12 protein-coding genes are annotated in these 12,954 nt (G+C 39.7%); 7 read left to right on the plus strand and 5 right to left on the minus strand.

The genetic code is table 11. The features are described 5' to 3' along the window. Positions 1-155: 155 nt before the first annotated feature. Complete coding sequence (locus AAC000_RS16610) at positions 156-431, plus strand: hypothetical protein (protein ID WP_339724196.1); 276 nt, start codon at positions 156-158, stop codon at positions 429-431. A 251-nt stretch (positions 432-682) separates the two neighbouring features. Here AAC000_RS16610 and AAC000_RS16615 read toward each other — a convergent pair whose 3' ends face one another. Further along, on the minus strand, positions 683-871 hold the full coding sequence (locus AAC000_RS16615) for a type II toxin-antitoxin system RelE/ParE family toxin (RefSeq protein ID WP_339724198.1): 189 nt from the start codon (positions 869-871) through the stop codon (positions 683-685). Positions 872-1,044: 173 nt separating this feature from the next. On the opposite strand from AAC000_RS16615, the gene AAC000_RS16620 reads away from it, so the two are divergent. Then, a complete protein-coding gene (locus AAC000_RS16620; protein ID WP_339724200.1) occupies positions 1,045-2,907 on the plus strand; it encodes a diguanylate cyclase in 1,863 nt (620 codons plus the stop codon). Positions 2,908-3,072: 165 nt separating this feature from the next. Here the strand turns inward: AAC000_RS16620 and AAC000_RS16625 are convergent, their stop codons facing one another. The 3 genes from AAC000_RS16625 to AAC000_RS16635 form a co-directional block, all read right to left on the minus strand. Continuing rightward, positions 3,073-3,828 carry a transporter substrate-binding domain-containing protein gene (locus AAC000_RS16625; RefSeq protein WP_339724202.1) on the minus strand — a complete coding sequence of 252 codons (756 nt, stop codon included), beginning with the start codon at positions 3,826-3,828 and terminating at the stop codon, positions 3,073-3,075. A gap of 150 nt (positions 3,829-3,978) precedes the next feature. Next, complete coding sequence (locus AAC000_RS16630) at positions 3,979-4,629, minus strand: response regulator transcription factor (RefSeq protein WP_339724204.1); 651 nt, start codon at positions 4,627-4,629, stop codon at positions 3,979-3,981. Positions 4,630-4,759: 130 nt separating this feature from the next. After that, positions 4,760-7,069 carry a TonB-dependent receptor gene (locus AAC000_RS16635; RefSeq protein WP_339724206.1) on the minus strand — a complete coding sequence of 770 codons (2,310 nt, stop codon included), beginning with the start codon at positions 7,067-7,069 and terminating at the stop codon, positions 4,760-4,762. A 241-nt stretch (positions 7,070-7,310) separates the two neighbouring features. On the opposite strand from AAC000_RS16635, the gene AAC000_RS16640 reads away from it, so the two are divergent. From AAC000_RS16640 to AAC000_RS16655, 4 genes are read left to right on the plus strand one after another with little or no spacing between them, the layout of a single operon-like run. Then, positions 7,311-8,606, plus strand: coding sequence for an SLC13 family permease (locus AAC000_RS16640; RefSeq protein WP_339724208.1), 1,296 nt, complete (start codon positions 7,311-7,313; stop codon positions 8,604-8,606). A 24-nt stretch (positions 8,607-8,630) separates the two neighbouring features. Continuing rightward, complete coding sequence (locus AAC000_RS16645; protein ID WP_339724209.1) at positions 8,631-9,830, plus strand: homoserine O-acetyltransferase; 1,200 nt, start codon at positions 8,631-8,633, stop codon at positions 9,828-9,830. 24 nt (positions 9,831-9,854) lie between these two features. Continuing rightward, positions 9,855-10,847 carry a PHB depolymerase family esterase gene (locus AAC000_RS16650; RefSeq protein WP_339724211.1) on the plus strand — a complete coding sequence of 331 codons (993 nt, stop codon included), beginning with the start codon at positions 9,855-9,857 and terminating at the stop codon, positions 10,845-10,847. Positions 10,848-10,857: 10 nt separating this feature from the next. Continuing rightward, on the plus strand, positions 10,858-11,625 hold the full coding sequence (locus tag AAC000_RS16655) for a 3-hydroxybutyrate dehydrogenase (RefSeq protein WP_339724212.1): 768 nt from the start codon (positions 10,858-10,860) through the stop codon (positions 11,623-11,625). A 64-nt stretch (positions 11,626-11,689) separates the two neighbouring features. Here the strand turns inward: AAC000_RS16655 and AAC000_RS16660 are convergent, their stop codons facing one another. After that, positions 11,690-12,433, minus strand: a complete 744-nt coding sequence (locus AAC000_RS16660; RefSeq protein WP_339724213.1) for a helix-turn-helix transcriptional regulator — start codon at positions 12,431-12,433, stop codon at positions 11,690-11,692. 152 nt (positions 12,434-12,585) lie between these two features. Between AAC000_RS16660 and AAC000_RS16665 the strand changes: the two genes are divergently transcribed. After that, positions 12,586-12,951, plus strand: a complete 366-nt coding sequence (locus AAC000_RS16665; protein ID WP_339724214.1) for a hypothetical protein — start codon at positions 12,586-12,588, stop codon at positions 12,949-12,951. Positions 12,952-12,954: the final 3 nt, after the last annotated feature.

The raw sequence follows: 12,954 nt of genomic DNA on the forward strand, positions 1-12,954 counted from the left end.
TGTTTTAAAAGGGGTTAATGGGTAGGTGTATTATCCATACAAGTTTATTAAACATCATTGCGGCCAAAAAACGGCCTCCACTGGACGCGCAAAAAACGCGCGCCATTTATAAAAAGCGTTATATTTTCCTCAAACTTAACCATCAAGGATGAATTATGAAACCTTATAAGAATATCCAGAGTAAACATTTGGGCTTTTTACTTTTGATTGCTAGGGCTACGGCGATTATCGGGTTGCTGGTATTTATCTTTTCAATTGTGATGTTTTGTTTAACATTTATGGGAAAGAGTATAGGCGCAATGTCTCTTATAACTTTTCTTCCGATGTCTATGGGTATCATTTTTTTCTCAGGGATACTTGCAGTTTTGGTAGCGTGGGAAGAGGGTTATCGCCTTAGAACAGAGCACATGATAAATAGTGCGAAAATATAACAATCCAATTATTTCGACCTCACTAGGTGTTTGGCATATTCTTGGAATTTACAGTGATAGATTTATTCATACAGTTTTATAAATATTTCAAATTTGAAATATTTATAAGCAGTGCAGTAGTTGGTGGTGTAATAGTTAAGGCTGGTTTAACACCTAACAACACCGTTAATTAGCGAACACGTCACAGTTGGATCGGTTTCTCTTCGCTGCACATTTTAGTCAACTATTTAGTTATCTAATTTGCGCCTTTATCACTCATAAAAGCCTTTTGACTTCCTTATAGACGTGTTCCAAAGAGCAAAAGTGAGCGACTCAAATACTAGTACCCCATCTTCATGACTGTAGCCCAATAAAGCTAGTTGTTTTGCCATTTTGAATTTATAGACTCCCAAGTACGAAAGAGCGCTTTTCTTTTGCTCTCCTAGTCTAGGATTTCCCATTAATTAGCTATGGATTGAGACCCTTGTACCTTATTATTTAACAAACGAAATTAATCCTTTTATGTAACTAAATTAGAGTGTTATTCACTTTATCCATGTTATTGTTGTGATATGTTTATGTATAAAAACTTTTTAGATGCGATGCAGTTCAATCTTAAAATGGAATAAAGATTATGTTGAGATCTTCTAGGTACATCGCATTAATCATGTGTTTTGTGATTGGTATGTTGAGTTCCTCAGAATTATTTGCCGAAACCATACCTAGTATCGATGTGCAAAAAGAATTAAAAGATGGCAAGGCAAGTCTTGCCGGAAAATGGGCGTTAAACTGGGGAGAATGGACTCCCTTAGCAACTATAAATGCCACTGAATCCAAATTTAAAATTGTACAATTACCTAATTTTGTTAGTACTTTAGTGGATGAAGAGACCTTAAGTGAAGCTCGCTTTGGTACCTATGCACTCAAACTCAATAATTTACAGCTTACATTCAAAGAGCCAGCAATTCGCATGCGCAACGTTAATGACGCTTGGCAGGCATGGTGGATTAGCGATTCTGGAGAAGTGCAGTATTTAGGTCAATCAGGAATCATTTCAAAAAACTATGAGGCGCAACAAATGCGCTTTAAAACACATATATTGCTATTACCTAAAAATGCCAACTCAGGCACCTTGGTCATTTACTTATCAGCGCAATTATATAAACGAGCTGGCATGTATGGTGCCTTCGAAGTCACTGAACTAGAGCAAGCTAATAAATTATTACTTTCAGATTTGGCTAGTCGAGTAGCGCTAATTGCAATCGGTTTGCTGGTAGTATTTCAAAATATCGTTTTCTATTTGTTTCGACCCAAAGAACGCGTTTTATTGCTGTTAGCTGTGTTTGCTTTTTCTGTTTTATTAAGAGCTGCTGTATCGACAGATTACGCTTATTACCTTTTAGGTGATCCAGCCAATTTTGATATTTTATTAAGATTAGAATACATCACTGTCGTTTGGCCCGCCGTGGCAGCAATTCACTTCTTTTCATGTTTTTTCACATCTAAGCTTTCTGACCAAGTAGTTAAGTTTGGTTACTTAGTCGTCGCGGCTGTTGTAATTGTTACGCTATTCATACCGTTAAAAGAAGTTGTAAATCATTTAATCTACTATCAGGTACTTTTAGGGATATTTGCGGTCTATGCTATTGGGTTAGTCATACAATCGATAAAAGTAGAATCTTTTCGTTCCCCTTTGATGATTATCAGCGGCTTTGCAATGTTTGCGGGGGTGTTAAATGACGTAATTGCTGCATTATCTAGTGCCTATAATATTTATATTTCTGAATATACTCTGTTTTTGTTTTTATTCGCACAAACTCAATATCACTCTCTAAGGTTTGTATCTGCGCTAGATATGGCCGAACATTTAACCAATAACTTGCAACAAGAAGTGGCAGAGAAAACCCAGGAATTGTCTGCTCGCAATAGGGAACTGGAAGATAAAGCGCACTATTTGAAAATTCAGCATGATCGCATAAAAGAGTTATCAGAAACTGACCACCTCACAGGATTATTCAATCGCCAAACATTTGATAGTTATTTTGAATTGAAGTTTAAACAAGCCATGGAAAATAATGAAAAATTGTCTCTACTGATGATAGATATTGATAATTTTAAAAAAATTAATGACAGTTATGGGCATCAGGTTGGAGATGAATGTTTAAAAAGAGTGGCACAATATTTACAGCAAGCTAATTTACGTAAAGACGACTTTATTGCAAGATATGGCGGTGAAGAAATAGTCATTGTACTGACTAATACCGATATCAAAAGTGCCGAAGAAATCAGTCAAAGACTATGTGATGGCATGAGTCAGATAAGATTAAAATCTGAGCAAGATTCAATTGTAATGACTGCGAGTTTTGGATTAGCCGAATTAACCTTCAATCGCACTAGCAATACAGCCGAGTTATTAAAATTCGCTGATGATGCTCTGTACCAAGCAAAAGCTCGAGGCAAAAATCAGCTGGTAATGGCTGCATCTAACAAGAATTGAGCGTGACTATACAACACCAGGGGCTTGTGGGCAGAGGCCCCTTTGTTATGCAGTTTTATTGCTAAACCTTATTCACTGTTGTATTTCCCAAGTACCCTCTACATTAGCGTTGTTACTTTTACTGTTTACTTTTTTTTACCTTAGTGTGCAAAAGTTCAGATAACACTACTTGTAACGCTGCATAATTTTTTGATATTCACCTGTGGACTTTAACCATGCTAATTGCTGATTAAATTCGTTTCGGAGTTTTTCAGATTTGAATAGAAAACCATTTGGACTGGCCCCAAGCAGAGCAAAACGGTCTACTTTTACTTTGGTATAGATCTCTGTCGATTTAGCCAATTGAGCGCGATAATAATCAAAAATATGAGCGTCCATTTGTATCACTTCATATCTTTCTAAAAATAACATTTTGACCTGCATCGATTGATCAAAGGTTTCTGAATACCGCGGATTATTACTTGCCATCATGGCGTATTCTTTACCTAAATGCACAATAGCATCTTGCCACGAAAGTAAACTGTGATTTTTGAGATCATTTAACTGAGTAAAATGATAATTATTCTTATGTAAGCTAAAGGCAAAGTTTTCGTATGAATAAGCAATATCAGAAAAGTATCCTTGCAGATCATATTGCTCAATAGAGTTTAAGTTCATGTCAGAGACAACATCAACATCGCCGACTTGATATGCCTTAGTGCGACGAGCGTAAGGTAAATAGTAGTGATCGACTTCGTACCCTAAAGGTGCCATTGCAGCTTCAAACAAGTCAACAATGATCCCCTGATTAGTGTCGACTATAACCCATGGCGCCAATACTTCACCAAAAGCAACAGTAATTTTTTCGCCGCTAATTGCAGTATTAACCAATAAAAAAAAACACACTACAAATGTTAATTTTACTTGCGTCCTAAACTTCATATCCGTCCAATTATTGGAAAAAGCCGGCTGGATACTAAAGGCTTATTAAGAAAGTAACAAGGTTCACTGTGAATTTGGGTAAGAAAACTTCTATTACCTGTAATGAATACATTGATTAAAAATCGTCGATTTCTGCTTCTATAAGTTAAATTACTCACCTGCAACTGTACTCATCACACTTTTGAACATCACTCCTGCCTGAGTGCGGTTATTAAAGCCTAGCTTATTAAGCACCGCAGAAACATGTTGTTTAATAGTTGATTCACTCACTTGTAACTCGTAGGCAATTTGTTTATTTAATAAGCCGTTTGCCATCAGTTGTAACACTCTAAGTTGATGGGGAGTCAACTTTTCTAGTCGCGAAGCAAAACTAATGTATTCGGAATTATTGAGCTGTTTAACATCGTTGAGCATATCCTCAGGCACCCATATTTGCCCTTCTAAAATTTGTTCTACTGCTTGGGTGATAGTAGGCAAAGGAGTAGATTTAGGAATATAACCACTTGAACCAAAATCTATGGCCTTTTTGATGATATCTGGACGTTCTTCTGCCGATACAATCACCACTAACACATCTGGGTAATTATTACGCAGTACAGTCAACCCCATTAACCCTTGATTGCCGGGCATGTTTAAATCCAAAAATACCAGTTCGATATTTTGGTGGATGTTTAATAACTCTAAGGTTTCCTGAAAACTGGCAGATTCTAAAATATTGTCACCTAAGACACTTAACACCGCATGTTTTAACGCACTACGAAATAAGGGGTGATCATCTGCAACTATGGCTTTCGCATGCATTAATATAACCTTTAAAGACAATTACTGATGAAAACAACTAATAAGTTACAAGGGTATGATTATTTTAGAGTGAAGCCAATGCATAAACACAAAAAGGCAGCCGAAGCTGCCTTAGTATTCTAAAAACAAATTAGAATCTGTAACCAACTGTTAAGCTAACAGTCATTGGATCGCCATAATAACCAATTAGCGTGGTATCACCACCCAATCCTGGTGCGTAGGTACCATCACCGTTATCTACTGCAAAATTATACCCGCCAACTAAATACTCTTCATCAGTTAAGTTTTTAAGGTGTAATCCACCGTACCATTGGCCACCATCACTTTGCCAATTGACGCTGGCATTGAGCATACCGTAACCTTCTTCTTGAAGCAGATCACTGTCTTCAAACAAACGATAATCATCGCGGTAATAATAATTAGTATTAAAGGTAAAGTCGCCGATATCGCTTTCTAACACATAATTTAGCGCTAAATTAAAAGTATATGCAGGGGTATTTGAAATCCCTAATAAAGGAGGAACCGCGTTGTTTTCTTCAATTTTTTCGTCATAAGTACCTATTGCAATATCCACTGTGAGATTGTCAGTTGCAATATAGCTAATTTCAGCTTCGATTCCTGTTCCTGATGTCGCCGCCACATTCGCTAAATATTGGTTTAACACTGTCTCATCTTCACTTGGTATCACACCAATATACTGACGATCTTTGTGATCTAGAGAAAATGCAGTGAGGTTTACACGTAAAGAATCTGACCAGTCACTTTTCATTCCCACTTCAATTGAATCAACAATTTCAGGATTAGCAGCTGGCTCATTGACTGTTGCTCGAGGGTTATAAGTTCCTGATTTAAAGCCTTGGGAATAACTAGCAAAAAACATTAGGTCACGATCCACTTGATACTCTAGACCTACTCTAGGCGTAAAGCGCGACCAGCTTGCTACAGAGGGAGCATCCAAAACGCCATCTCCATTCGAGTCACTACCTAACACTTGTGGCACTATGTCACCACTTGGACGAACATAACCAGGTATCCAACCAGACTCTGGGTACACATTGTCAAAGACTAAACCATTGTTTACTGTGGCTTGCTTTTCTTCATCGGTATAACGGGCGCCTAAGGTTAATGATAACTGCTCGGTAATATCATAGGAGCCTTGCACATAAACTGCTGTACTTTCACTGTTATTACAACCACTCACCTCACGAGTTAAACCTGGTGTACTAAACGCGGCACGTCCTAAAAATCCTAGTACCGCCTCAAACTGTCCACAAGACTCGCCATCATAATAGTAAACCCCACCAACGAGTGACAGACCATCTCCTACATAGTTAAACTGCACTTCATGAGAGCTGTTTTCGTCTTCATAAATAGCTGGAACATCAAAGATATCCAATGCCGTATTATCAAAGTCAATGTTAGTAGGTGAGTAACTTTCGCGCTTAGAACCAATATATTTGAGGCTGAGTGCGTCACTTATATCCCAACGAGCCGTTAAACTAATGCCTTCCAATTCAACTTTGTTTTCAGTGGGCAAACTGGTGTAAGAATCAAAGACACTGTCTGGTACAGGCGCGTCAGTTAACAGGCTAGGTAATAAACGGTAACCTCCTTTCGCATTAGAGTCATCCGTGGTTTTATCCCAAGCCAATCGAAAAAACACATCATCACTTGGAGTAAATTCTATAGTCACACGTGCTGCCGTTAGGTCTTTGTTGTAGTTTTCTAAATCCTGATTGGGTAATGCTGATTGCAAATATTCTCCATATCCATCACGAGATAAGTCGGCTAAACCAAATCCAACATATAAAGTGTCTGCGATGATAGGAAATTGACCTGTCACCTTTAGATCACGCTGATTATAACTACCCAAAGTACCCTGGACATTGAGTTCAGTGTCCCCACTCATTTGTTTCGTTACGTACTTAAGTGCACCACCAACAGTATTTTTTCCATACAAGGTACCTTGAGGACCGCGCAATACTTCGATGCGCTCAACGTCTAACAAATCAAATACGGCACCCTGCGGACGTGCCACATAAACATCATCAATATAGATCCCAACACCTGGTTCATAACCCCAAAGAGGATCCTGCTGCCCCACTCCACGTATAAACGCAGTTAAGGTTGAGTTTGTGCCACGACTGTTCTGTAAAGTCGTGTTAGGTGAAAATTGCTGAATTTCGGTTAATACCGAAATGCCTTTTTCATCTAGTTCAACTGCGCCAATCGAAGTGATTGATACAGGGACTTCCTGCAAGCTTTCAACTGTTTTACGGGCAGTGACCTCAATTCGTTCAAGGCCTTTCTTAGTTTCAACTTCTTGAGCGTGTACTGTGCTACTTGCAAGTAATACGGCTCCTACCGCCATAGCGCAGAGAGATTGATTAAATACTTGTTTAGTGGCAGCCAAACCTTGTTTGTTGTTTATATTTTTCATCATGTGTCCTTGGATTGTGTTTTTTAGTTTTTTTCTATTTGCTGCGGTCTAGGTAACATTAATCCAGAACTGACTTGATGTCCTTAGTACCATAGTACTATGGGCAACGAATACACTTTGCCACACACTAGCATCATCCTTTCTAAGGGGTTGTTAATCTTTCATATATCCTCGATGACATATGAAAAATCAACAGCCCTTAGTCTGCGGTCACAGACTTAATTTTAAGGGAACAAATAATATGCTTAGTTTAATTGGCTTAATAGGTGGGTTATTGCTGTTAATAGTGTTAACTATTCGCGGCATGAATCTATTTATAGCCGCCCCTCTTTGTGCACTCATAGTGGCACTGACAAGTGGTTTACCCATTTTTATTGGTGATATCAACTTTGTTACTAGTTACATGCAAGGTTTCTCAGGTTTTATAGCCTCATGGTTTTTTATGTTTTTGCTGGGTTCATTATTTGGCAAATTTATGGAAGATACCGGAGCTGCTGACTCGTTAGCGAGATGGATCATCAGCAAATTAGGTAGGCAACAAGCCGTTGTGGCAGTGGTGTTAGCCTGTGCGGTACTCACTTACGGCGGAGTCAGTGTGTTTGTGGTGGCTTTTTCTGTTTACCCTATGGCACTTAGTCTCTTTAAAGACGCCAATTTGCCACGCCGCTTTATTCCTGCAGCATTGGCATTTGGTTCTGTTACTTTTACCATGACCTCTGCAGGCTCTCCTGAAATTCAAAATTGGATCCCTATCAAATATTTAGGTACCTCGCCTTTTGCAGCATGGGAAGTTAGCTTAGTTGTCGCCATATTTATGGCCAGTTTTGGCTTTTGGTGGATGCGAAAAATGATCAATAAAGCCATAGCTAACGGTGAGAAATTTGAAGCTCGCAGCCATGATCCGGAAATCCCAGAGCGTGATTACCCTCACCCTTTAACCGGAATTATTCCACTTTTAGTGGTGTTAGTTTTATCATTTTTATTACATGATTCACTGCAGCAACTAGCCTTAATAGTGGCACTAGGTGGCGGAGTGTTATGTTTAATGGTCATTAATTTTAAGTATTTTCACCATTTAGAAAATGCCGTCACCGCTGGCACCACTGGGGCGTTAATTGCGATAGGTAATACAGCAGCGGTAGTGGGTTTTGGCAGCATTGCCAAATCAACAGTGGCTTTTCAAACAGCAGTTGAAGTAATGGCACAAATACCAGGTAACGAATTAATTGGGGCGGCCATTGCGATTAGTGTGATTGCAGGTTTAACTGGCTCTGCGTCCGGTGGTCAAGTCATTGCCTTACCTCTTCTGGCGCCAGGTTATTTAGAGCAAGGAGTCGACCCAGACGAATTACATCGCATTGTTTCTATTTCATCTGGAGCATTAGATTCGTTACCACATAATGGTTACGTCGTCACAACGATCAGAGCAATCTGTCACGAAACCCATCAACAGGCCTACTGGGCATTGGGCGCACTAACAGTAGTAGTACCTCTATGCGGTGTGGCATTAGCTATTGCTTTATTTAGTTTTATATAAACGATCTACGAGAAATACACAGAAATGAAACAACTAAAACTACATCACGTCAGATATTTTGCGGTGTGTATTACCTTGTTATTTAGCTCTTTTGCAGCAGCAGAGCTAATAGTGGTAAAACAACGATTTGAGACGGAAAACTTCAAAACTTTTAATGGTGAAACCATTAAAAATGTGGCTGTTGGTTGGGAGAGTTATGGCAAACTCACTCCAGAAAAAGACAATGTCATCTTAGTCACTCACTACTTTTCGGCCAGTTCTCATGCGGCAGGTAAATACTCTAAAGACGATCCACAAGCAGGTTATTGGGACGCGTTGATTGGTCCAGGCAAAGCCATAGACACCAACAAATTTTATGTCATTAGTGTCGACAGCCTAGCTAATTTAGGGGCAAATGATCCTCATGTTATCACCACAGGCCCAGCGTCAATTAATCCTGATACAAGCAAACCCTATGGCTTGGACTTCCCTGTGGTCACTATCCGAGACTTTGTGAATGTACAAAAGTTGGTACTTGAGAGTTTAGGTATCAACCGCTTACATGCCGTGATTGGTGCTTCTATGGGTTCGATGCAAGCCATTGACTGGGCATCCGCTTATCCAGACTGGGTGCCTAGGATGATCTCGGTAATAGGTAGTGGTCAAAGTGACGCCTGGACTACAGTTTTATTAGAACGTTGGGCCATCCCTATTCGACTCGATCCTAATTGGCGAAATGGCGATTATTATAGCCACTCCGCCCCTACTGAAGGATTAATTGCAGCCTTAATGTTTATCACCCAAGACGCATTAACCCCAGAAGCGTTTAACCTAGTGGGCAAAACGAAAGGGGTGGATCATCAAACCTTGCAAACAGAGCCACTGCACTCCATCCATGGTAGCTATGCCATTTCAAACTGGTTAAGAAGTCGAGCTGAAGCCCGGGCTAAGCTGTCAGATGCTAACCACCTATTATACTTAGCAAGAGCCTCACAATTGTTTGTTGCCGGTCATGGCAAAAGCCTTGCTGAAGGTTTGCAAAAAATTAAAGCCAAAAGCTTATTTTTACCCTCATCAAATGATTTATTGCTTATGCCTTATTTGAGCCACGAGGCAAATCAACAACTTTTAGACTTAGGTAAGACAAGTCAATTAGAAGAGTTGGCAGGTGATTCTGGTCATCTAAATGGTGTGATTGGTATCAGCCAAAAAGCACAAAAAATCAAAGAATTTATCGAGCAATAAATCAAATCATTAAAGAGTATTAAAATGAAAAACATAACAATTCTATTGCTAAGCGGTTTACTAATTAGCAGTGGTCAAGTGACTGCTAAAAAACTCAATTTAGATCTAACAAAAGTTGCGGTATCTGGATTGTCGAGTGGCGGCTACATGGCCAATCAATTCCACATCGCTCATTCTGATTGGGTAGATAAAGTGGGTATCATTGCCGCTGGCCCTTATTTTTGTGCCCAAAACAGTATCAAAACCGCCCTTGCCCAATGTGTTAATAAAAGCAGTGATGCCACCAGCCAAAACTTGACATTTCAAGCACAAGAATATGAAAAACAAAACCAAATTTCCCGCTTAGAGAACCTTAAAAGCAGCAAAGTATGGTTATTTAGAGGCACAAAAGACGCCAAAATTGAAACCAAGGTGTCTGATGCCTTACACGAACAATATTTAATGTGGATTGAATCCAAAAATGTGCAATATCTGAATCATGAACCCTTTGCTCATCACTTCCCAACCTTATCAGCAGGTTCTCAATGTGATCTGTCTGAGTCCCCTTTTTTAGGCAATTGTGATTATGATGCTGCGGGTAACATGCTGAATTTTCTATTCTCAGATTTGCAACCCCGAAGTCCCCAAACAAATGGAAAACTCGTCAACATCAATCAACAAACATTAGGTGGAGAGCCCGCCACTAGTCTTGCCGAGCAAGGATTTGTGTATATCCCTAAAAGTTGTGAGGCTGGTGAAAGTTGCCAACTACACATTAGTTTTCATGGCTGTCAACAAAATGAACAGACTGTCGGTCGTCAGTTTGTAGAAAACAATGGTTTAAATAATTGGGCTGACAACAACCATATGGTTGTACTTTATCCACAAACTAAAAACTCTATGTTTATGCCATTAAATCCTCAAGGGTGCTGGGACTGGTGGGGTTATACAGGTAGCGACTACGCCACACAAAATGGTCAGCAAATTAAAGCTGTGAAACAAATAGCTGAATCTTTAAAACAAAAATTAGATATTTAGGAGAGCTGGCATGTCTAAAAAAAATGTACTTATTACAGGTGGCGCAAGTGGTATTGGTTTGGGTATTGCCGAGCACTTAGGTAGCTTAGGCCACCATATCATCATTGCGGATATCAATCTGACGGCAGCCACAAAGGCGGTTACACAATTACACAATCAAGATATGGCTGCGTCAGCCATTGAGCTCGATGTCACCAATTTACAAGATGTCGCTAACCTAGCAACCAATCTACTGCCGTTAACAGTCGATGTATTAATCAACAATGCAGGGGTGCAACACGTCAGTAAACTCGAGGACTTTCCCCCTGAAAAATGGCAACTGTTAATCAATATTATGTTAGTGGCCCCTGCTATGCTTAGCCAAGCGTTACTGCCTAATATGCGCAAACAAAATTATGGGCGCATTATCAATATAGGCTCAGTGCATTCAGTTGTGGCATCACCCTTTAAATCTGCCTATGTCGCAGCAAAACATGGATTACTAGGTTTTGCGAAAACCCTCGCCCTAGAAACAGGTGATTGTGATGTGACAGTCAACACATTATGCCCAGCCTATGTCAAAACCCCACTTGTCGAAAATCAGATTGCGGCTCAAGCAATTGAAAATGGCATCAGTGAACAAGAGGTAGTAGAAACCATTATGTTGGCACCTATGCCTAAAAAAGCTTTTATTGGAATAGATGAGTTGGCAGCAACCGCTGCGTTTTTGCTCACCAATGAAGCCAGAAATATCACCGCCCAAGCTTTGGTGATAGACGGTGGATGGACTGCTAGATAAGACTTCATTTTGTGTACACTCATACAACCTGAAACACATTGGTCTTCAGGTTGTATGAGTAATCTCAAATACTCTTCTGTTTACGCATATTCTCAAATAACGACGGTTCCCAGGGTCGCATTGCCATTAGCAAACCAATATGTTGACGTTTGTTTAAGGGTAAATCTGCATCTTCTTGATTCAGTACTGCCGCTTCTTTGGTTAATTGATTGAGTTTGCGTTGGATAATTTCAATAGATGATTGGGAATAACGTCCCCGCAAATAAAAACGAAACAGCCACTGCTCATTTTGTTTAGGCGCCATAAATTTCACCATAACCTCCTGCTCCATAAATTTTTCTAGTGGGCCTCCAGGGATCCACCTAAAGTCTTGAGCAATTAGCGATTTAAAATGATTATTAGGCAATAAATCAATAATTTTAAGTTTATCTAGCCGAGCCAAAAGCTGAATACATTGATGTTTATCTATGTCGTAATAATTAATGATCTCATCAAACTTCCATGCATCACGCACACACACTGCCACTAATAACAACTTTGGGTCAGCCAACAACTCATTTTCTTGCTCAGCCGTTAATTGACTAATTTGCTGTACTTGCTTTTCGGTTAATGCAAATAAGTCCGATAGTCTCATCTGCAAAATGTCACAAAGTTGCTCTAGGCGCTGCAAAGTAAAACTTTGAGTGGAAAAAATCCGTTTGATATTGGCTTCGCTCATGTCTAGTTTAAGGGCAATATCTTTGTAAGTGATCTGCTGTTGCCGTAATAACTGCTTCAAAGTCTGACTCACCTGACTAATTTGACTCATATATTTTCTCAATTAATCGTAAAAAGTATTACTAAACTATACCAAAAGTGTCAAAGGAGTATACAAAACACGAGAGTGTTTACCTACTAAATACTAAAGCCTAATGTTGATTTGCTTCGAAAACGTTTCGGCATAACCCAAAAGGAATCACAATGAAATTTACAACTATTGCTTTGGTATTCACCCTTTGTATTACAACTATTACGGCACAAGCTGAAGGTTCAACCCACCATAGCGGCCAAGCCAGTAAACATTCAGTGTTAGCGGTAAGTCATGGTGCAGTATCCACTGCCAAAGTCGCCAGTGCCGCGGTAGCAGTGCCCCTAATGGTCGCAGGAAGCGTGGCATTAACCGCCGGTGCTGCCAGTGTAAAAACGGGTACATCTATTGGCGATTTAGCCAGTAGACCTGCACATCATGGTCCCTTAGTTATCACCGAGACGACTATTACCGCAGATCCTGCCCCCAATAAAGTCCTTGTCATCCACAACAAACACACCCTTATTCAAAATCACTAAATC

This window comes from uncultured Paraglaciecola sp. (assembly GCF_963977085.1).
GTDB lineage: Bacteria > Pseudomonadota > Gammaproteobacteria > Enterobacterales > Alteromonadaceae > Paraglaciecola.